The organism is Actinoplanes sp. CA-131856 (genome assembly GCF_050956135.1).
Classification (GTDB): Bacteria; Actinomycetota; Actinomycetes; order Mycobacteriales; family Micromonosporaceae; genus Actinoplanes.
On record NZ_CP191849.1, the window covers coordinates 9,090,616 to 9,110,958 of the forward strand.

General features: G+C 71.3%; 18 protein-coding genes. 5 read left to right on the forward strand and 13 right to left on the reverse strand.

Going from position 1 to position 20,343, the window contains the following annotated elements:
• Nucleotides 1-215: 215 nt before the first annotated feature.
• The gene (locus ACQP2X_RS41565) at nt 216-1,346 is read left to right on the forward strand and encodes a glycoside hydrolase family 12 protein (protein WP_498691336.1); all 1,131 of its coding nucleotides are present in this window, start codon (nt 216-218) and stop codon (nt 1,344-1,346) included.
• A 91-nt stretch (nt 1,347-1,437) separates the two neighbouring features.
• On the forward strand, nt 1,438-2,481 hold the full coding sequence (locus tag ACQP2X_RS41570) for an amidohydrolase family protein (protein ID WP_498691337.1): 1,044 nt from the start codon (nt 1,438-1,440) through the stop codon (nt 2,479-2,481).
• Here the strand turns inward: ACQP2X_RS41570 and ACQP2X_RS41575 are convergent.
• The 3 genes from ACQP2X_RS41575 to ACQP2X_RS41585 are packed head-to-tail and all read right to left on the reverse strand — an operon-like array spanning nt 2,478 to nt 5,934.
• Entirely contained in the window at nt 2,478-4,520 is a 2,043-nt protein-coding gene (locus tag ACQP2X_RS41575; protein WP_498691338.1) for a xanthine dehydrogenase family protein molybdopterin-binding subunit, read from the reverse strand. The two genes, ACQP2X_RS41570 and ACQP2X_RS41575, sit on opposite strands and share 4 nt — an antisense overlap.
• Complete coding sequence (locus ACQP2X_RS41580; RefSeq protein ID WP_498691340.1) at nt 4,517-5,464, reverse strand: FAD binding domain-containing protein; 948 nt, start codon at nt 5,462-5,464, stop codon at nt 4,517-4,519. Before ACQP2X_RS41580 ends, ACQP2X_RS41575 begins: the two co-directional genes overlap by 4 nt.
• A complete protein-coding gene (locus ACQP2X_RS41585) occupies nt 5,461-5,934 on the reverse strand; it encodes a 2Fe-2S iron-sulfur cluster-binding protein (protein WP_498691341.1) in 474 nt (157 codons plus the stop codon). The genes ACQP2X_RS41580 and ACQP2X_RS41585 overlap by 4 nt, the downstream gene beginning before the upstream one ends.
• A 62-nt stretch (nt 5,935-5,996) precedes the next feature.
• Here ACQP2X_RS41585 and ACQP2X_RS41590 point away from each other — a divergent pair, with 62 nt between their 5' ends.
• On the forward strand, nt 5,997-7,073 hold the full coding sequence (locus ACQP2X_RS41590; RefSeq protein WP_498691343.1) for an NAD-dependent epimerase/dehydratase family protein: 1,077 nt from the start codon (nt 5,997-5,999) through the stop codon (nt 7,071-7,073).
• Here ACQP2X_RS41590 and ACQP2X_RS41595 read toward each other — a convergent pair.
• On the reverse strand, nt 7,070-10,051 hold the full coding sequence (locus ACQP2X_RS41595; RefSeq protein ID WP_498691345.1) for an EAL domain-containing protein: 2,982 nt from the start codon (nt 10,049-10,051) through the stop codon (nt 7,070-7,072). The genes ACQP2X_RS41590 and ACQP2X_RS41595 overlap by 4 nt on opposite strands.
• Nucleotides 10,052-10,142: 91 nt before the next feature.
• Between ACQP2X_RS41595 and ACQP2X_RS41600 the strand changes: the two genes are divergently transcribed.
• Nucleotides 10,143-10,784 (forward strand): class I SAM-dependent methyltransferase, encoded by a 642-nt coding sequence (locus ACQP2X_RS41600; protein ID WP_498691347.1) that lies wholly within the window; start codon nt 10,143-10,145, stop codon nt 10,782-10,784.
• Here the strand turns inward: ACQP2X_RS41600 and ACQP2X_RS41605 are convergent.
• Complete coding sequence (locus ACQP2X_RS41605; RefSeq protein ID WP_498691349.1) at nt 10,765-11,484, reverse strand: HAD family hydrolase; 720 nt, start codon at nt 11,482-11,484, stop codon at nt 10,765-10,767. The genes ACQP2X_RS41600 and ACQP2X_RS41605 overlap by 20 nt on opposite strands.
• A gap of 1 nt (nt 11,485) precedes the next feature.
• On the reverse strand, nt 11,486-12,241 hold the full coding sequence (locus tag ACQP2X_RS41610) for an ROK family protein (protein WP_498701185.1): 756 nt from the start codon (nt 12,239-12,241) through the stop codon (nt 11,486-11,488).
• A 79-nt stretch (nt 12,242-12,320) separates the two neighbouring features.
• Here ACQP2X_RS41610 and ACQP2X_RS41615 point away from each other — a divergent pair, with 79 nt between their 5' ends.
• Nucleotides 12,321-13,124 carry a TrmH family RNA methyltransferase gene (locus ACQP2X_RS41615; protein WP_498691351.1) on the forward strand — a complete coding sequence of 268 codons (804 nt, stop codon included), beginning with the start codon at nt 12,321-12,323 and terminating at the stop codon, nt 13,122-13,124.
• Between the two features lie 39 nt (nt 13,125-13,163).
• On the opposite strand, the gene ACQP2X_RS41620 is transcribed toward ACQP2X_RS41615, so the two are convergent.
• From ACQP2X_RS41620 to ACQP2X_RS41650, 7 genes are all read right to left on the reverse strand, one after another.
• The gene (locus ACQP2X_RS41620) at nt 13,164-14,411 is read right to left on the reverse strand and encodes a hemolysin family protein (protein WP_498691352.1); all 1,248 of its coding nucleotides are present in this window, start codon (nt 14,409-14,411) and stop codon (nt 13,164-13,166) included.
• Nucleotides 14,412-14,431: 20 nt separating this feature from the next.
• Complete coding sequence (locus tag ACQP2X_RS41625; protein WP_498691354.1) at nt 14,432-15,511, reverse strand: DNA-3-methyladenine glycosylase family protein; 1,080 nt, start codon at nt 15,509-15,511, stop codon at nt 14,432-14,434.
• A 265-nt stretch (nt 15,512-15,776) separates the two neighbouring features.
• The gene (locus ACQP2X_RS41630; RefSeq protein WP_498691356.1) at nt 15,777-17,027 is read right to left on the reverse strand and encodes a Pecanex-like protein 1; all 1,251 of its coding nucleotides are present in this window, start codon (nt 17,025-17,027) and stop codon (nt 15,777-15,779) included.
• A gap of 42 nt (nt 17,028-17,069) precedes the next feature.
• Nucleotides 17,070-17,834, reverse strand: coding sequence for a DUF4142 domain-containing protein (locus ACQP2X_RS41635; protein WP_498691358.1), 765 nt, complete (start codon nt 17,832-17,834; stop codon nt 17,070-17,072).
• Between the two features lie 44 nt (nt 17,835-17,878).
• Nucleotides 17,879-18,595 (reverse strand): COG4315 family predicted lipoprotein, encoded by a 717-nt coding sequence (locus tag ACQP2X_RS41640; protein WP_498691360.1) that lies wholly within the window; start codon nt 18,593-18,595, stop codon nt 17,879-17,881.
• Nucleotides 18,596-18,816: 221 nt separating this feature from the next.
• Nucleotides 18,817-19,590: an anti-sigma factor family protein gene (locus tag ACQP2X_RS41645; RefSeq protein ID WP_498691362.1), complete on the reverse strand. Its 774-nt coding sequence runs from the start codon at nt 19,588-19,590 to the stop codon at nt 18,817-18,819.
• A complete protein-coding gene (locus tag ACQP2X_RS41650; RefSeq protein WP_360241311.1) occupies nt 19,587-20,267 on the reverse strand; it encodes a sigma-70 family RNA polymerase sigma factor in 681 nt (226 codons plus the stop codon). The genes ACQP2X_RS41645 and ACQP2X_RS41650 overlap by 4 nt, the downstream gene beginning before the upstream one ends.
• Nucleotides 20,268-20,343 lie beyond the last annotated feature (76 nt).

Below are 20,343 nucleotides of genomic sequence, written 5' to 3' on the forward strand. Positions count from 1 at the left end.
GATGTCATTTGAGTCACGACTATGCGCACGTCGGCGACGCCGTGAATGTCGATACGGTTTCATTCTGTCTCCCGACCGTTGTCAGAGCAAATTTGCCCCCTTCGCATGTCGCAATTCCGCTCCTCCGGTGCCCCTCTTTTCATGCTTGTGAATGTCCTGTAACGTGTCCTGGGAGCGCTCCCAACCCCCGTCCCCCTCCCCCGGAGCATGTGGAAATGAGACGCCTTCTCCGTGCCTGCCTGGCCGCCGGATTGCTCGCCGCGGCCGGCGTGGCCGCGTTCACCGTGGCCGGGCCCGCCTCGGCCGACGCCGAGATCTGCGAGCAATACGGGACCACCACCATCGGCGGCCGCTACGTCGTGATGAACAACCGCTGGGGCACCTCGGCCCAGCAGTGCATCAACGTGACCAGCACCGGCTTCGCCATCACCAGTCAGCAGGGCACCGGCAACACCAGCGGCGCCCCCGTCTCCTATCCGGCCGTCTATTTCGGCTGCCACTACACGAAGTGCTCTCCCGGCACGAACCTGCCGATCCGGGTCAGCGACATCTCCAGCGCCACCAGCCGGGTCTCCTACAGCTACGTGCAGGGCGCCACGTACGACGCCGCGTTCGACATCTGGCTCGACCCGTCACCGAGGACCGACGGCGTCAACCAGCAGGAGATCATGATCTGGTTCAACCGCCAGGGCCCGATCCAGCCCATCGGCTCGGTTGTCGGCACCACGACCGTCGGCGGCCGCTCCTGGGAGGTCTGGCGCGGGAGCAACGGCGCCAATGCCGTGATTTCGTACGTGGCTCCGGCGCCGATCCCGTCGTGGTCGTTCAGCGTCCTCGACTTCATCCGCGACGTACAGAATCGCGGCGCGATCACCAACGCTTGGTATTTGACGAGCATTCAAGCCGGATTCGAGCCCTGGATCGGCGGCGCCGGCTTGGCCGTGACCGATTTCGCGGCCGAGGTGAACGGTGGAGGCATCCCCACTTCCCCGCCCACTTCGTCACCGACAACCCCGCCGCCCGGCGGTTCCGGCTGCCGCGTCACCTATGCGACCAACACGTGGAACACCGGCCTTACCGCAAATGTAACGGTGACCAATACAGGCAGTACCGCCCTGAACGGCTGGACCCTCGGATTCACACTCCCATCCGGCCAGACCATTACCGGCTCCTGGAACGCGACCTTGACCGGTTCCACGGGCGCGATCACGGCCAGAAATGTCGCCCACAACGGCACCGTGGCCCCGAACGCGAGCGCGAGCTTCGGCTTCCAGGCCACCCACACCGGCAACAGTGGGAAGCCGGCCGCTTTCACCCTCAACGGCGCCGCCTGCACCACCGCGTGACCCTCGAGACCCGAGCCGCCTCGTAGCCGATTCTCCGGCGCCGGGGCGGCTCGTCCATTCTCGACAATCGATCGACCCTAGGATCGCGGGCATGACAGTGCTACGGATCCGCGGCCTCGCCCTGCCCGGAGGCGAACCGATCGACCTCTACGCCGACGGCGACCGGTGGACCACCGATCCGGTTCCCGGCGCCGAACTGGTGGCCGAGGGCTGGATCTTGCCGGGCCTGGTCGACGCCCACACGCATCCCGGGGCGGAGGCGCCCGGCCGGCCGCTGGACGACGAGACACTGCGGGGTGATCTGCGAGCCCATCTGGACTCCGGGGTGACGCTGATCCGGTCGCCCGGCCTGGCCGGTGATCCGCCCGAGTGGTTCGGCCGGGCGGCCGACAGCCCGCGGGCCTTCCACGCCGGGCCGTGGATCGCCCAGCACGGGCAGTTCTTCGAGGGGTGGGGACGACGGCCGGATCCGGTCGATCTGCCCGCCGTCGCGGCCGAGCAGGCGGGACGGACGGGGTGGGCGAAGGTCGTGATCGACTGGCAGGCCGGTGACGACGTCATGCCGGTGGACGTGCTGCGGGAGGCGGTCGCCCGGGTCCACGCGGTGGGTGGGCGCCTGGCGGTGCACTCGCAGCACACGGCGGGCGGCGAGGTCGCGGTCGAGGCGGGCGTCGACTCGATCGAGCACGGGATGGGTCTCGATCCCGGTCTGCTGCCGCGCATGGCGGAGCGGGGCATCGCGCTGACGCCCACGCTGGCCGTGATCACCGAGTCCCTGGAGCGGATCGCCGCCGATCCCGAGCGGGCCGGCCGGAGCTGGTACGTGCCGGGGGCGAGCGCGCACGGCCGGCTGACCGCCGCCGCCGTCGAGGCCGGGGTCACCGTGCTGGCCGGCACGGACACCCGGCCGCACGGTGGGATCGCCCGGGAGATCCGCGCCCTGGTGGCCGCCGGAGTGTCACCGCACGAGGCAATCGCCGCCGCTTCCTGGACCGCGCGCGCCTACCTCGGCCTGCCCGGTCTGGTCGAGGGCGCCCCAGCCGACGCGGTCGTGTACGGCGCCGACCCGCGAGCGGATCTCGGCCTGCTCCACAAGCCGCAAGCCGTGATCGTCCGCGGGAAGCGCCTCGGTTAGAGGCCCGGCAGGATCTTGTCGAGGCGGGCCGGGAGGTCGCGGATGCGGACGCCCGTGGCGTGCCAGATGGCGTTCAGGATGGCGGCCGGGGAACCTACGATGCCGATCTCGCCGATGCCCTTGCTGCCCATCGGGTTGAGGGAGCCGTCCTGTTCGTCGAGCCACTCCGCCTCGATCGACTCGACGTCGGCGTGGGCGGGGATGTGATATTCGGCCAGGTCGTGGTTGATCCATTCGCCCATCGCCGGGTCGAGCACCCCCTCCTCGAACAGGGCCATGCCCATCCCCATCACCATGCCGCCGATGAACTGGCTGCGGGCCGTGCGCGGGTTCAGGATGCGGCCGCACGCGTACATGCCGAAGAGCCGGGACACCCGCACCTCGCCGGTCACGGCGTCGACGCGTACCTCCGCGAAGTGGGCGCCGAAGGCGTGCTTTCCCTCCTTCTCCTGCTCGGCGATGAGCTCCGAGCTGTCGAAGGTCGACTCGGTCCCGCCCGTCTCCCGCAGCGACCGGCAGGCGCCCGTCACCGCCCAGCCCCATGAGGCGCTGCCCGAGGAGCCGCCGGCCACCGAGGCCTTGGGCAGCGTGCTGTCGCCGATGCGCAGGCGCACCTGGGAGACCGGCACGCCCAGCTCGTCGGCCGCGATCTGGGTGAGGATCGTCCGGGCGCCGGTGCCCAGGTCGGCCGCCGCGATCGCCACCTCGAAATCACCTTCGCCGAGGTCGCGGACGCGGGCCGTGGAGGGCTGGGCCATCGTCGGATAGGTCGCGCCGGCCACTCCCGTGCCGATCCACCAGTCGCCCTCGCGGCGCTGCCGGGGTCGCCGGTCGCGGTCCCCCCAGCCGAACCGGGCCGCGCCTTCGCGGAGGCATTCGACGTAGTGACGTGAGGTGAACGGCTTGCCCGAGTCCGGGTCGACCGTGGGCTCGTTGCGCACGCGCAGCTCGATCGGGTCCATGTCGAGGGCCACGGCCAGCTCGTCCATCGCGCATTCGAGCGCCACCATGCCGGGCGCCTCGCCGGGCGCGCGCATCCAGCGCGGCGTCGGCATGTCGAGCCGGGCCAGGCGATGGCCCGTGCGGCGGTTCGGCGCGGCGTACATGTGCCGGGTCGCCACCGCCGTCTGCTCGGCGAATTCGAAGATCCGGGAGCTTTGTGAGTACGCCTCGTGGTCGATCACGGTGAGCGTGCCGTCGGCCGTGGCGCCGAGCCGGACGCGCTGGATCGTCGGCGTGCGATGACCGACCATGCTGAACAGCGCCTGCCGGGGCAGGGCCAGCTTCACCGGATGACCGGTCACCCGGGCCGCCATCGCGGCCAGCACGGCGTTGGGCCGGGCCGTGCCCTTGGACCCGAAGCCGCCGCCGACGTGTTCGGTCACCACGTGTACCTCGGAGATGCCGAAGAGCGCGCCGACAGTGGCCGCGATGCCGGCCGGGTGCTGGTTCGAGTCGTACAGGATGAGCTCGTCGCCCGACCACACAGCGGTCGTGGCGTGGGGTTCCATCGGGTTGTTGTGCAGCGCCGGCGTCGTGTAGGTGACGTCGACCTCCACCGGCGCCTCCGCCGACACGTCACCGGCCGAGGTCTCCGACGGGAAGGCCGGGTTCACCTTGTCCGGCGTGTAGAGATCCGGGTGGTCGGTGCGCAGGACGGCGTCGTGCGGCTCCGTCTCGATGGTCAGCGACAGCTCCTGCGCTCCGCGCCGGGCCGCTTCGAGGCTGCGGGCGACCACCAGCGCGATGGCCTGCCCGCGGTAGCTGATCTCGTCGGTCTGGAGCACGGCCAGTTCGGGGTCGTCGGCGCTCTCGAGCCGGGGAGCGTTGCCGTGCCAGAGGACCGCGAGAAGGTCCAAGAGCGGATCGACCCGTACGTCGACGAGACGGCCCCGGGGCACGGGCGACTGCACGACCCAGCCGTACGCCACATCGCCGACCTGATATTCGGCCGCGTACTTCGCGGCGCCGGTGACCTTCTCCGGCCCCTCGATCCGTTGCAGCGGCCGGCCGACGGCCCGGTGCTCGGTGACGGTCATGATGTGAGCCTTTCGAGCACGGAGGCGACCAGGTTACGTACGAGCGGAACCTTGAAGGTGTTGTCCTTCAGCGGCTCGGCCGCGGCCAGCTCGGCGTCGGCCGCGGCCAGGAAGGACTCCCGCGTGGCGGGCCGGCCGCGCAGCGCCTCCTCGGCGAGCAGCGCCCGCCACGGCTTGGGCGCCACCGCGCCGAACGCGAGCCGGACGTCGGTCACCCGGCCGTCCGCGACTTCCACGGCGGCGGCGATCGAGGAGACCGCGAAGGCGTACGACGCCCGGTCGCGCACCTTCCGATAGGCGCTTCTCAGACCCAGCGGGGGTACGTCGACCGAAGTGATCAACTCCCCGTGATCGAGGACCGTGTCCCGGGACGGGTCGTCGCCGGGCAGGCGGTAGAGGTCGCTCACCGGCAGGGACCGCTGCGACGTGTTCACCACCGCGTCCAGCGCCACCAGGGCGACCGCCATGTCCGACGGATGCGTGGCGATGCACTGCTCCGACCCGCCGAGAATGGCCAGATTGCGGTGGTCACCCTCACGGGCGGGGCAGCCGGTGCCGGGCGCGTGCTTGTTGCACGGCTTGGTCGCGTCCATGAAGTAGCGGCACCGGGTGCGCTGCAACAGGTTCCCACCGGTGGTCGCCATGTTGCGCAGCTGACCCGACGCTCCCGCCAGCAACGCCTGGCTCAGCACGGGGAAGTCGCGGCGCACGTCCGGATGGGCGGCCAGGTCGCTGTTGCGCACTCCGGCGCCGATCCGCAGCCCGCCCCCGCTCAGCGAGGTCACCTCGTCGAGGCCGAGCCGGGTCACGTCGACCAGCACGTCCGGCGTGGCCACGCCCAGCTTCATCAGGTCGACCAGGTTGGTGCCGCCGGCCAGGAACGTGGCGCCCGGCTCGAGGCCGCCCGCGACATCGGTGGCGGTGCGATAGGTGAAGGTCTTCACCGGGCCGCCGCCTCCTTGATGGCCGGGACCATGTTGGCGTACGCCCCGCAGCGGCACAGGTTCCCGCTCATCCGCTCCCGCACCTCGGCGTCGCTGAGCAGGTCCTCGCCGTCTTCGGTGACCGCGCTCGGCCACCCGTGCGCGACCTCGTCGAGCATGCCCACGGCCGAGCAGATCTGGCCCGGGGTGCAGTAACCGCACTGGAAGCCGTCGTGTTCCAGGAACCCGCGCTGCACCGGATGATCGATTCCCTCGATCGTGGTGACCGGGGTGCCCTGCTGGGTGACGGCCAGGATCAGGCAGCTGTTCACCCGGCGCCCGTCGAGCAGCACCGTGCAGGCACCGCACTGGCCGTGGTCGCAGCCCTTCTTGGCGCCGGTCAGGCCGATGTGCTCCCGCAGCGCGTCCAGCAGCGTGGTGCGCGGGTCCAGGTCGAGCTCGTGCTCGACGCCGTTCACGACGAGGTTCATGAACGGAGTGGCTACCCCGGCCGGAGTGATTCAACCGCGCCGCCTCGGGTACGGGCCAAGACATGCGAGTCGTCATCGTCGGAGCCACCGGCAACGCCGGAACCGCTCTCCTGCGCCGTCTGGCCGCTGAGCCCGAGGTCGAGGTGGCCGGGGTGGCCCGGCGGCTGCCCGACCCGGTCGGCGCGTACGCCGGGGCGACCTGGCACTCGGTCGACATCGGGGCCGAGGACGCCACCGAGCGCCTCACCGAGGTGTTCACCGGCGCCGACGCCGTGGTGCACCTGGCCTGGCAGATCCAGCCCAGCCACGACCAGCACCTGCTCTACCGCACGAACGTGCTGGGCAGCCGGGCGGTGGCCCGGGCCGTGCTGCGGTCCGGGGCCCGCGCGCTGGTGCAGGCGTCGTCGGTGGGCGTCTACTCACCGGGGCCGAAGGACGCGTACGTCCGCGAGAACTGGGCCCGGGCCGGGGTGCTGGCGTCGTCCTACAGCCGCCACAAGGCCCAGGTCGAACGGATGCTGGACGCTGTCGAGTCGGAACATCCGACGCTGCGCGTGGTGCGCCTGCGCCCCGGCCTGATCTTCCAGCGCGCGGTCGGCACGGAGATAGCGCGCTACTTCGCGGGCCCACTGTTGCCGGCGCGCCTGCTGAGGCCGCAGTGGATCCCCGCCATCCCGTCCCATCCGGCACTGCGGTTGCAGGCGGTGCACGCCGACGATGTGGCCGACGCGTACGCCCGCGCGGTCCTCTCGGACGTGCACGGCGCCTTCAACATCGCGGCCGGCCCGGTCCTCGACCCCCAGGTGGCGGCCGAGGCCTTCCACGGCATCCGCGTGCCGGTCCCGGGCGCCGCCCTGACCAGCGCCGCCGCCCTGTCGTGGTGGCTGCGCCTCCAGCCGATCGACGCGGGCTGGGCGCGGCTGGCCCTGAAGGCCCCACTGATGTCCTGCGACCGCGCCGCCACCGAGCTGGGCTGGCGCCCCACCCGCGACGCCGTCGAGTCCTTGAAGGAACTGGTGGCCGGCATGGCCGACCGGGCACACGGCGAGGGCCCACCGTTGTCGGCCGACCCCGCCCTCCCGGGCCGTCTGGGCGGTTTGCTCCGCGGACGCCTTCCCGGCACGGGAAATCCGTACTAGGCGACCAGGGGCAGGCGGTCGGTCATCTGGCTCAGGGCCTCGGTGCCGTCGACCGGGCTGGAGAACAGGTAGCCCTGACCCAGGGGGCATCCCAACCACGCCAGCAGGTCGCGGTGGGTGGTGCTCTCGATGCCCTCGGCGATGACCGTCAGGCCGTACTGGCGGGACAGGGCGACCATGCCCTGGACGCGGGTCAGCTGTTCCTGGCTCTGGGCGATGTCGTCGATGGCCGACTTGTCGATCTTCAGGACGTCCAGGGGCAGGCCGTCCAGCTCGGGGCCGAAGTAGTCGATGGCGATGCGGACGCCGTGGTCGCGCAGGTCTTTCAGCTGGGTCCAGACCCACTCGTTCTCGGCCGCCAGCGCCGTCTCGTTCAGCTCCAGCATCAGGGCGTGCGGTGGCACCGCGGCCCGGGACAGGGCCTGCTTGATCTCGTCGACGAAGCCGGCCTCGCGGAACTGGCGCACCGAGACGTTGACGCTGACGTACGGCTGGCGGGATCGGGGCAGGATGCGCCGCCACTGGCCGACCGTGTGCAGCGCCTGCTCCAGCACCCAGCGGCCCATCGGCACGATCAGGCCGCTCTCCTCGGCCACCTCGATGAACTCGGCCGGCTGGACCACGCCGCGGGTCGGGTGGTGCCAGCGAACCAGCGCCTCGTAGCCGACCGGCTCGTCCGTGCCGAGGTCGACGATCGGCTGATAGGCGAGCAGGAAGTGGCCTTCGCGGGCCGCGTGGTCGAGGGCGGAGCGCAGCTCCAGGCGTTCGACCATCGCGCCGTGCAGGTCGGCCTGATAGCGGCGCCACTGGTTCTTGCCGGCGCCCTTGGCGACGTACAGGGCCAGATCGGCCTGGCGCAGCAGCTCGTCGGCCGAGTCGGCCTCGGGCGTGGTGGTGATGCCGATGCTGGCCACGGCCATGATGGTCGTGCCGTCGTCGAGGGGCACCGGCTCGGCCAGCGCGGTCAGGATGCGCTGGGCCGTCTCCTCGACCGCGCCCGGGTCCTGCACGTTCTCGACCAGCGCGGCGAACTCGTCACCGCCCAGGCGGGCCGCCGTGTCGTCGGCGCGCAGGGCGCCGGCGATCCGGTGGGCCACCGTGATCAGCAGCTGGTCGCCGACCGCGTGGCCGAGCGTGTCGTTCACCTTCTTGAAGTCGTCCAGGTCGATGAAGAGCACGCCGACAACCGAGCCGTCGCGGGCGCCGCGGTGCAGGGCGTGCCCGAGCCGGTCGTGGAACAGGACCCGGTTGGCGAGGCCGGTCATCGAGTCGTGGAACGCCTGGTGGATCAGCTCCTGCTCGAGGCGGCGGCGCTCGGTGACGTCGCGCAGGGTCACGACCACCCCGGCCACCGTCGGGTCGGCCCGCAGGTCCTGCGAGTGCATCTCCAGGAGCACAGGTGTACGCCTGTGGCCGACGGCCCGGAAGTCGAGGCCCTCCTGCATCGTGTCGCCGGCCCGGATCGCGGCCAGCACCTCGTCGAGCCGGCTCCGGTCGCCCGGATGGATCACGCCGGGCAGCAGCGTGCCGCTCGGGTCGGCGCCGAGCACGGCCGCCGCCGACGGGCTGGCGTAGCGGATCCGGTCAAGGTCGTCGACGATCAGGATGACGTCGGAGGTGTTCTGGACGAGGGTGCGGAAGTACGTCTCGCTGTTGCGCCGGATCACCTCGTGGCTCAGCTCGATCCGCTCCAGGGCCAGCGCCGCCTGCCCGGCCAGCACCTCGACCGCCCGCAGCAGGCCGGGCAGCCGCTGGGCGGGCGCGCCGACGTGCAGCACGCCGAGCAGCGAGGTCCCGGCCGGGCGGTCGCCCAGCACCATGGGGCTGCGCAGGGTCAGGCTGAAGTTGGTGAGCCGCACCGCGACCGCCCAGTCGACGTCGCGGGTGGGCACGATCCGGGTCGGCCCGGCGGCCAGCGCGGTGCCGTCGACCGCCATGGCCAGGACGACCCCGTGCGGGGTGTCCGGCGGCAGCAGTTCGGCGACCGCGACGCGGACGGCCGCGTTGACCTCGTCCGTGGCGTTGGCCGAGACCAGGGCGGCCGAGGCCCGGCGCAGCGCCCGCTCCCGGGCCAGGGCCAGGCGGTGACTGGCCATGATGCCGGCCATCCGCACCAGCACCAGCAGGAACGTGACGGCGCTGAGGATCGCCACGACCGTCAGGTCGGGTACCTCGCCGTCGCGGAACATCCGCACCAGCAGCACCGCGGGCGCCACCATCGAGGCCAGGCCGAGCAGGGCCAGCCGCAGCCGGGTCAGCTCGGTCTCGGCGGCCGGCGCGGCCCGGCTCAGCTCGATCATCGACGGGTGCAGCGCGGTCAGACCGGCCGCCGCGTACAGGGCGAAACCGCCGACGGCGGCGTCACCGGCGGCCGACAGCTGATAGGCGGCGTCGGCGAACAGCATGACCAGCAGGCCGCCGCCGAGGATCCGGCCCGCCATGACCGGGCGGCCGGCGGTCAGCAGCCGGGTCAGCATGCCGAGCAGCAGCAGGTCGGCCAGCGGGAACGCGATCTCGGCGAACGCGCCGGTCCGCTGGAGGTCGGGGCCGAGCACGAAGCTCCAGGCGAGCAGGGCGACGCCGGAGGTGAGGGTGAGCGAGTCGAGCAGGGCGGCCCGGTCGCGGAGGCCGCCGGTGCGCCGGCGGATCAGCACGAGCAGCATGCCGGCCAGCACGGGATAGCCGATCAGGGCCAGCACGCCGCCGGCCATGGACAGGCCGGGAACGTGGTCGAGGGCCCGGTCCGGTGCCGTGTAGGCGGCGGCGCCGATCGAGGAGAGCGTGACCGCGATCCCCAGCAGGCGCCATGGCATGCGGTCGGCGGGCTGGTGACGGCGTACGCCGTAAGCGATGGCGGCGACCGCCGAGAGTCCGCCGATCACGCGGAGGAGGCTCTGCGCGTCGGCCGGGGCCAGCACGAAGAGGACGGCGATCAGCGCCATCCAGCCACCGAAGGCGGCGGCCCAGCGTGCCGGCATCCTGTCCCTGCCTCCACTCCGCGCTCGGTTCTGCGGGGTGCCTGATCGGCCCGGCACGGGGTGACCTGAGTGAAACCGGCACAATCGTCGTGTGCTCCTCGAGTTCATCCGCGGCAACACCGTGCTCGCGCCCGTGCCCTTCGTCCCCGAGCTCTCGCTTTATCAGGCGGAGGAGCCGATCGCGCTGTGGGAGAAGACGGAGGAGGCCGGCGCCGAGCAGCCGCCGCCGTTCTGGGCCTTCGCCTGGGCGGGCGGTCAGGCCCTGGCCCGGCACGTGGTCGACCATCCCGAGCTGGTGAGCGGGCGCAGCGTGCTCGACCTGGCGACGGGGTCGGGGCTGGTGGCCGTGGCGGCGGCCAAGGTGGGCGCGAGCCCGGTGACGGCCAACGACGTCGATCCGTACTCGCTGGCCGCGGCCGAGGTCAACGCCGAGGCCAACGGCGTGCGGATCCGCACGGTGGAGGCCGATCTGCTGGACAGCGACGACCCGTACGGCGTGGTGCTGGCCGGCGACGTCTTCTACAGCCGCGAGATGGCGGCCCGGGTGCTGCCGTTCCTGCGCCGGGCCGCGAGCCGGGGCAGTCTGGTGCTGATCGGCGACCCCGGCCGGGCCTATCTGCCGTCCGAGGGATTGACCAGGCGAGCCTCGTACGACGTGCCGGTGCCGGTGTCACTCGAAAGCGTGCCGGTGCGTCACACGACGGTCTGGCAGCTCATTCCCGCAGGAGCTTGAGCAGGGCGAATCCGTCCTCGACGACGGCGTCCGGGCTCGGCCCGTCGGGCTCGGTGCGGGTGCGCGGCGACGGCATGAGGAGGGCCCGCGCGACGCCGGCGCGGCGGCCGCACTCGATGTCGCGGCGCGGGGTGTCCCCGACGAACCAGGCTTTTTCCGGCTCCACGCCGAGCGCGTCGGTCGCGTGCCAGATCATCTGCGGGTTCGGCTTGCGGACACCGGCCTCGTCGCTGTAGATCTGCGCGGCGAAGAACTCCCCGATGCCCGCCTTGTCGAGGAAGTCGCGGTGGGCCGCGCCGGACAGCGAGTTGCTGACGACCGCGAGCGGGATCTCGACCTCATGGGCAAACTGCAACATTTCCGGTACGCCCGGACGAAGCGCCCAATTGTCGCGCCAGGCCCACTCGTACGCGAGCTTGCGCGCCGCCCCGCGCACCGGCACCTGAGCCGCCGGCGGCCAGCCGGGCAGGATGAACCGCTCGAACACCTCGGACTGACTCAGCTCGTCCGGCCAGTCCTCGTCGCGCCACCGCGCGTAGGCGGCCGCGCCCTCGGTGACCGACCGCTGGATCTCGCCGGGCGACAGGGCGCCCCGGGTCAGGTTGAAGATGCGCAGAACGAGACCGGGCGGAGCGCTGCGCTGCGGCGGCGCGTCCGCCAGGACGCCCCCGAAGTCGAGGAGAAGCGCAGCGGGCCGCATATCAACGAACGGTACCCAATGTCCAGGCCCGGACACCCCCGACGATGCCCGCCGTGTTCGGCACCACTACGACGTCGTCGCCCATGCGGGCCAGCTGGGCGGGAGTGATGAGACGGGAGTTGCCGCCGCCCAGATAGACCCGGTCCCACAGGAAGACCGGGCGCAGCCCCTCGATGACGTTGCGCACCCGGCGCGACCAGAGGGCGTCACCCAGCCGGCGCCGCTCGTGCTCACCGATGTACGTGTCGTAGGACATGCCCCAGCGCACCGGCGCCTGCGACATCTCCAGGTGCGGGGCGAGCTTGCCCCCGTCGAACAACGCACAGCCGAGCCCGGTGCCGAGCGTCAGCACCAACTCGCACCCCGTCCCCGCGACCACACCGGCCCCGTGCACCTCGGCGTCGTTGAGCACCAGCGTCGGCATGCCGAAGGCGTCGGCCAGCGCCGTGCGGGCGTCGAACCCGCTCCACGCCTCGACGAGCTCGGGATCGACCTTCGTCCGGGGCCCGCTGCGCGTCACGTAATGCGGGGTCGCGACCACCACGCCGTGCCGCAGCATGCCCGGCATGCCGACGGTGACCCGGTCGGCGCTGGGCAGGCGCTCCCCGAGCTCCACCAACGTCTTCACGAAGAGGTCGGGCGGCAACGGGTACGGCGTCGGGACGCGCAACGGCTGCGCCCGCATGGTGCCCGCCTCGTCGAGCACGGAGCCCTTGATGCCGCCGCCGCCGCAATCGATCGTCAGGGTGAAAGCCACGCCGTCAGTTTGCATGGCGGTCACCTCCTCGCCTAGTGATTGTGACCGGCGTGTGTGGCGTTGGGTAGGGTCGACGGCCGTGCGAGTAACTACCCGGAATGCCTCCTTTCAGCAGTGGCAGGCGCTGCTCACGAACCGGACGAAGCGGCACCGCGCCGGCTCCTTCCTCGTCCACGGCGTGCGCCCGATCTCGCTCGCGCTGGATCACGGGTGGGACATTTCCGATCTGATTTATCCGGACAACCAGTCTTTGTCGGCATGGGCCCGATCCGTTCTCGACCGCTCGGGGGCGCGCCCGGTTGCCATGGCGCCCGACTTGTTCGCCGAGCTGGCCGACAAGGAGTCGGCCGAGCTGGTCGCCGTGGTCAGCATTCCGGAAATGTCGGATCTGCCCCGTGGCGGGGATGATCTCTTGGTCGTCGTGTTCGACCGGCCGTCGACGCCGGGCAACATCGGCACGCTGATCCGGTCGGCTGACGCCTTCGGGGCGGCGGCGGTCGTGATCTCGGGGCACGCCGCCGATCCGTACGACCCGAAGTCGGTCCGGGCCAGCACGGGCTCGCTCTTCGCGCTGCCGGTGATCCGCGCCGAGGGGCACGAGGAGGTGCTGGCGTGGGTGTCGCGTCTGCGCCGCGACGGCCTGCCGGTCGAGATCGTGGGCACCGACGAGCACGGCACGGCCGACGTGGCCGACTACGACCTCACCGGGCCACGGATCCTGCTGGTCGGCAACGAGACGACCGGGCTCAGCACGGCCTGGCGCGAGGCGGCCGACGCCATGGTCCGCATCCCGATCACCGGCGCCGCCAGCTCACTCAACGCGGCGTCGGCGGCCACCGTCGTGCTCTACGAGGTCAGCCGCCAGCGCTCGCACCGCCCCTGATCACCCGGCCGCTCGCGCCGGCCGTCTCACGCCGGCTGGTCAGCCGGCTGCGGTGGCGCGGATCCGGACGCGGGTGATCGCGCGGCCGGTCACCTCGGTCACCTCGGCCGTGAACTCCGGCAGGGCCACCACCTCGCCCGGGCAGGTCGGGATGTGGCCGAGCGCCTCCAGCACCATGCCGGCCACCGTCGTGGAGTCGCCCGCCGCGTGGAAGCCCAGGTCGGGCAGGTCGTGCACCGGGAACGAGCCGGGCATCGACATCGCGCCGTCCGGCTCGTGCACCACGGACGCCACGTCGCGGTCGGTCTCGTCGTAGATCTCCCCCACGATCTCCTCGACCAGGTCCTCCATCGTGACGATGCCGTCGATGGCGCCGCGCTCGTCGACCACGAAGGCGAGCTGCCGGCGCTCGCCGCGCAGCTGCATGAGGGCGTCCGAGACCCGCAGCGTCTCGGGCAGGAAGACACCGGGGCGGCAGTGCTCGTCGACCGTGCCGGTGACGTCGACCAGGTCGCGCAGGTGCACCGTGCCGACCACGTCGTCCAGGCCGGCCGGGCCGACCACCGGCGCCCGCGAATGGCCGCCGTCGATCAGCAGGCGCAGCGCGTCGTGGGCGGACGCGCCGCTGGGCAGGGTGAGCACGTCACGGCGGGGCACCAGGATCTCCCGCAGGATCCGGTCGGCGATCTCGAAGGCGCCGCTGATGATCGTCCGCTGCTCGGCCGAGAAGTCCTGCTGGGCCGCGACCATGTCGCGGATCTCCTCGGTGGTGACCTCCTCGCGCTGGGCCCCGGGGTCGCCGCCGGCCAGCCGGACGATCAGGTTGGTCGAGGCGCCCAGCAGCCACACGGCCGGCCGCGAGATCATCGACAGGACGTCCAGCGGGCGGGCCACCAGCAGGGCCCATCCCTCCGTACGCTGCATGGCGATCCGCTTCGGCGCGAGCTCGCCGACGACCAGGGTCACGAAGGTCAGCAGCACGGTCACGATGAAGATGGCGGCCGGCTCGGCCGCCCCGCCGAGGAAGCCCAGCGGCTCGACGAGCGGCTCCGAGAGCGACACGGCGGCGGTGGCCGAGGCCAGGAAGCCGGCCAGCGTGATGCCGATCTGAATGGTGGCCAGGAACCGGTTGGGGTCACGCGTCAGCCGGGCGAGCACCCGCCCACCGCCCGACCGCCGTTCGAGCCGCTGCACCTGGCTGTCGCGCAACGAGACCAGGGCCATCTCGCTGCCCGAGAAGACCGCGTTGACCAGGACGAGCACGAGCACCAGGACGATTTCGCCCATTCGCCCGATTTTAGAGCATGTCAGAAGCGCGCGAAGGAACGGATCGGCATCCGCGGGCCGAACTTCGGCGCCCCGATGCCGCCGTGGGCGAGCAGGTCGCAGACCCGGCCCCGGTGCCCCCGGAACGGCTCGAGCAGTTCCAGCATGCGCTCGTCGGTGCCGCGGGCCTCACCGGCCAGCGCCCAGGCCACCGTGTTCGGAATGTGGAAGTCGCCGACGCTCACCGCGTCCGCGTCGCCGTACGCCACCCGCACCACCTCGGCCGCGGTCCACGGCCCGATCCCGGGCAGCGCGACGAGCCGCCGGGTCGCCTCGGCCGAGTCGGCGCAGCGCTCCAGCCGGTCGGCGACCAGGGCCGCGCGCTGGAGGGCCTGGGTGCGGCGCTGCTCGACCCCGAAGGGATGGAACTCCCAGTAGGCCATGGCCGCGATCCTCGCCGGGTCGGGCGGCAACACCAGATCGACCGGCCCGGGGGCCGGCTCGCCGACGGCCCGGCAGATCGCCCGGTACGAGCGGTGGGCCTCCTTGCCGGTGACCTTCTGCTCCAGGATCGCCCGCAGCACCCGGGGAAAGACCATGCCGGTGGACGGCATCCGCACGCCGGCAAAGGTCTTGGCCAATCGCGCGACGAGCGGGTTGTGCGCCACGAGCTCCTCGAACCCCTCGAGATCGTCACGAAGCCCGGCGATGGCGTCGGCCCGATCGACGATCCACGCAGCACCCGGCCCATATCCCGTGGCAAAAATGACGCCGCCCCCGCCCGCGTGCCACCCACCCGACCGCGCGCCGACCTCGACCGCATCCCCGCCGCCCGACCGCGCGCCAGCACCGTCCACCTGCCGGCCGCCCGATCCCGCGGCAGCACCGTCCACCTGCCGGCCGCCCGATTGCGCGCCGGGAGCGCTCGCATCTCCGCCGCCCGATTTATCGCGATAAAGGTGGATCGTCGCGGGGCCTGAAGGCGTACGAGCGGCAAGCCAGAAGTCATCGCCGGTGAAACGGCCGCACGGGTCGTGCTTGGGGACCAGGAGCGGGCCGACCGAGGCGCCGAAGTGATAGCGCGGCGGGGTCGTCAGCCGGCGGGTCACTTCGGAAGTCATCGGAACACTGTGCCACCTGCCAGCGCTATTGCCCAGGCAGGCCGATGGCCCTGACCGCGCTCCCGGTCAGGGCCATCGGAGGGCGACCGGACACCCGAGTCGGTCCGGACCGCCGTGGGGAGCGGATTGCCGCCGCAGGTCGTCCATCAGGGGGAAGGACGATTTTCGCCGGCGGGGATGGGGGGTCCCGGACGGGACGGGGCCATGTCGGTGACCTCGTCCCGGCCGGGTTCACCGCCGGTGTGGCGGCGCCGCTCCTCGATCTTTAGCGCCCGCGGCCGTTGCGGACCGTGATCCGGACGGCGTCGTACGCGGGGATCTGGTTGGCGCGCTGCATCATCGGGATGCGGTGCGAGCCGTCACCGGCCCACGAGGCGCACTGCGCGGTGCCGGCGGTGGGCAGACCGGGCACCTGGATCTGCACCGAGTCGGGCGTCGCGCTGCCGCGGCTGTCCTCGGTCGCCACGAAGAACGCGGGGACCGGGTCCGGGGCCGGAGCGGCGTTGGTGCTCTCGAGCATGCGGCACGCGGTGTGGAAGTGACCACGGACCAGGCCGTTCTGCAGGACCGAGCTCTCCACGTAGTAACCGCCCTGGCCGGCCGCGAGGAAGCGGTCACGGATCAGGTTGCGGGTGCTGACGGTCAGCGTGAACGGGGTGTTGGGCGCGATCTGGCGCGGCGCCTGCGTGATCAGCAGGGTCGGGTTGTTCGCGGCCTCGCCGACCTCACCGAACTCGGTGGAGACGCAGCGGTTGCCGTTCTGGAAGCCGTCGTGCGGCGCGAGCTGGCTGGTGTCGCAGCTGTTGGTCAGGATGCCGAGGCCGGCGCCGGGGGGCGGCGTGGTCTGCGACTCGGTCGGCTGCGGGTCGGGCTGGTCGCCGCCCTGGTCACCCTGGTCGCCGCCCTGCTCGCCGTTGTCGCCACCGTTGCCCTGGTCGCCACCGTTGCCCTGGTCGCCACCGTTGTTGCCCTGGTCGCCACCGTTGTTGCCCTGGTCACCGCCATTGCCCTGGTCGCCACCGTTGTTGCCCTGGTCGCCACCCTGCTCGCCGTTGCCGCCCTGCTCGCCGCCGTTGTTACCGCCCTCTTCGGCGGGCGCGCTCGCGCTCGGCTCACCGGCGGCCGGCTCGTTGGTGGCCGGTGTGGTCGGCGGCGTCGTGGCCTGGCCGTTGTTGCCGACGTTGTTCATGACCCAGTTACGGCACCGGGTACGCAGCGTCGAGACCGACACCGTGTCGCCCGCACCGTCGTCCGCGTGCTGGGTCACCGTGCCGTTGTTGGTGGTGTAGGTGCCCTTGCGCGTCTTGGTGGACAGTTCGGACTGCGGCGGCGCCTGGATCCGGTCGCAGGCGCTGAGCGCCTTGCGCTGGTTCCGGTCGGTGCTGGCGTTGGAGACCTGAGTGACGGTCACGATGCCGCCGAAGGCGACCAGCGTGGCAGCCACCGCGATGATCCGGCGTTTTCCGCTGAACCAGTTGTTGCTCCTGGCGGCGCGCCGGTACTTGGACCTTCGCATGGGGTGAACCTTTCTCTTACGCGACTCGGACGACGGCTGGGGCTACCGCGCCCGGAAGATGCGCATGGTCGTGATGACGCCGGCCACGAGCGCGGCGGCGAGGACAAGGAGGATCACAGTGGTGTTGACGCCTGGTACGCCGCTGTTGCTGCTGGCGGCTTGGAGCATCTGCCCGTCCACTGGGACCGGTCCCTTTCCGGCCGCCGCGGGGGCGGGAGCTGTGGGCAGCGACCCGTAGTCGACGATTCCCGTCGACTCGAGCAGCGTGATGTGAGTCAGCACGAACTGGTTGGTCTGCTGGGCCAGCTTGCGCACGCTGTCGTTGCGGGTGCTGGCCCGGATCGTCGCGATCGCCGGGAAGATCTTGCCGTGCGCGGCCCGGAGGCGGTCGACGAAGATCTGGTCGAACCGGTTGCCGGTCGCGTTGCGCATCTCGCTGAGCCAGAACTGCTGGTCGCTGTTCGGCTGGTTGGGCAGGTCGATGTCGAGTTTCTTGGCCGCTGCCCGGTCGAGGGCGTCGAGGGTGACGTGCTGGGCCGCGATGGCCTTGCCGATCGCGACGACGCGGGGGTCGTTCGACTTCTCCTGGGCCATGTTGCCGGCCGGGATCTCCCACAGGCCGGCCAGGCGGACCTTGATGACGAAGTCCTTGTCGGCGTCCGAGATGGCGCCGGAACCCTTGTCGGAGAGCCCGGTCGCCGCGGGGACCGGGACGCCGTCACCGCCGGCGGCGTGGGCCGGGGTGACCGGGGCGACCAGGAAAGCCAGAATCGCCGCCGAAATGCCCACCAGCAACCGCGAACGCATTTTCCTCAAACCTCCGATCGAGCAATTCTTAAAAGACGATTAAGTCAGTAGCTGTAGTCACTACCGGTGCCGGAGTCGTCGCTCGACCCGGCGGCGCCCGCGTCGTCTGCGGAATCGTCCTTCGGCGGCGCGACCGCCTTTGAGATCGCCGGAAGGCAGGTGAGGTTCTTGGCCCCGTCGGGCTGGATCACGAACCACTTGCCGGCCACGTTCTGGCCCTTCCACGCGTGCGGCTTGGTGTCGCCGATGTACGTGTAGAGCGGCCAGCCCTTGAGCGTCAGCTGCTTCGTGCCGTCGGAGCGGGTGATCGTGCCGACCAGCTTGGAGTCGACGCCCTTGAGGGTCGGCTTGCCGTCGGTCGTCAGGGCCGCGGGCCATACCTTGAGGCAGTCACCCTCGCAGTTGGACTTCGCCGGGCTGTTGCTGTCGTTGTCGAACCGGTACAGCACCTGCTGTTCCTCGTTCTCGACGACCTGGCCCATGCGCGCGACCTTGGTGCCGGTGAGGGTGTTGGTCTCCTCCTCCTCACTCAGCTCCGGCGCGGCGTCCTCGGAACCGGGAGGGGCGGTGGCGTTGGGGTCGGCCTGCGCGTTGGGGTCGGCCGTGGCGTTCGGGTCGGCGGTGGCGCCCGCGGTGGCCGCGACGTTCTCGGAGGCGGGCTCCGCGGCGTTTCCGTAGTCGGCGGCGGCGTTGCTGCCGTATCCGGCCGGGGCGCAGCCCTGCAGTGCGAACGCTGCGGCGATGGCGGTGCCGACAACCATCAACTTTCGCTTCTCCGGGAACACGTGCCCTCCATGGTTTTCATGCATCTGGCGTTTCCGGGCTGTAGTACGCGCCAGGGATCGCTCAGGGTTGAAAAAAGGGCCGATCAATTTCCCAGTTTTTTGTTTGAACCCTTCGGCCGCCGTCTACGTACTAGATCTCTTCGCCACAGACGAAAAAGGCCCGGCCGAATCGGCCGGGCCTTTTGGTGATGAATCGATTACGGAACGCGCACCAGGGTGTCGCCGGAGGGGACCTCCTGCACCTGGACGTGCGCGATGTCCGCGCGCGGCGTGGCGGTGACCGCCTGGAGCAGCAGCGGCTGCGAGTTGGCGGCGGTGCCCCAGCCCTTGGTGCCCACGGTCCACGAGACGAGCGGCTCGGTGGTGCCGTCGGTGTGCACGGCCACCAGCCGGCACGTCTTGGGCCCGGTGATGTTGGAGATGGCGAACTGGATCTGGGTGCCGAAGTCCTTCTGCTCGAAGGCGACCGAGGCCTGCACGCCGGTGCGCGGGTCGGCGCCGTCGAAGCGCTCGCCGGTCAGGTCGGGGCCGCCGATGCCGGGACCCTGGCCGCTGTTGGGCAGCGGGTCGGTCTGGCTGCTGCCGCCCTGCGCGGTGGTGTTGCCCGTCGTGGTGCCGCCCTTGTCACCGACCACCTGGCCGCCGACGAAGAAGGCGCCGATCGAGAGCATCGCGAAGATGACGACGGCCGCGGCCAGCGAGTAGAGCCGCCGGCTGTTGGCCCGGTGACGCTCGTGCGCGACCTCACCGATCACCTTCTGCAGCATGAAGCCGTCGCGCCGGGTCTCCTCGGCGGCGATCACCGACTGCGCGTCGACGTCGGCCAGCAGGTCGGCGACCTCGACGAACGACTCGAGCTCATAGGCACAGCGCGGGCACTCGATGAGATGGTCCTCGAAGCGCTCGGCATCGCGGCTGTCGAGCACCCCCAGGGCGTACGACGCGACGTCGAAGTGGTCTTCCTGTGTCATTCCGTCACCCCCCGCTGCTGCAACGCGGTCCGCAGCGCACGCAGAGCGTAGTACACCCGTGACTTGGCGGTGCCCAACGGAAGGCCGAGCTTTTCCGCCGCTTCCGGCACCGTGCGGCCCCGGAAGTACGTCTCGATGAGGATCTCGCGGTGCGACTGGCTCAACTCGCGCAGCGCGTCCGACACCGTCATCGACTGGAGAACACGGTCGGTGTCATCGGCCGTGCTCGGGAAGCTTTCCAACTCCCGGTCGTACGTCTCGGCGGGCCGGGCGCTGGCGCTGCGGTGATCGTCGATCGCGATCCGCCGCGCCACCGTGACCAGCCACGGCCGCAGCGACTGCTGACCCTGGGCGCCGAGCCGGTGCGCGTTGCGCCAGGCCCGCAGCAGGGTCTCCTGCACGATGTCCTCGGCGCGCTGCCGGTCACCACCGGTCAGCCGCAGAACGAACATCAGCAAGGGACCGGCATGCTCCTCATAGAGCATCTTGACCAGGGTGTCCTCGTGACTGGGGCCGGTCGAGGGCGCAGCCTCGTGCCGCGGCGCCTGCCGGGGAATCACCGAACCACCATCGCCCACACCACGGCTCCCGTCGAGTGACTGCCACCGTCCACCGGAACGCTGTGTCATCAGGCCAACCCCGCCCGGCGCCAGCCGATCCTCGGCCACCGCATGCATCGATACCTCCGCCCGGAGCTTTCCCCGTCGCCTGAGATACGGCTGGGGACAGCCCTCGGGATCAACGCCGACGGGA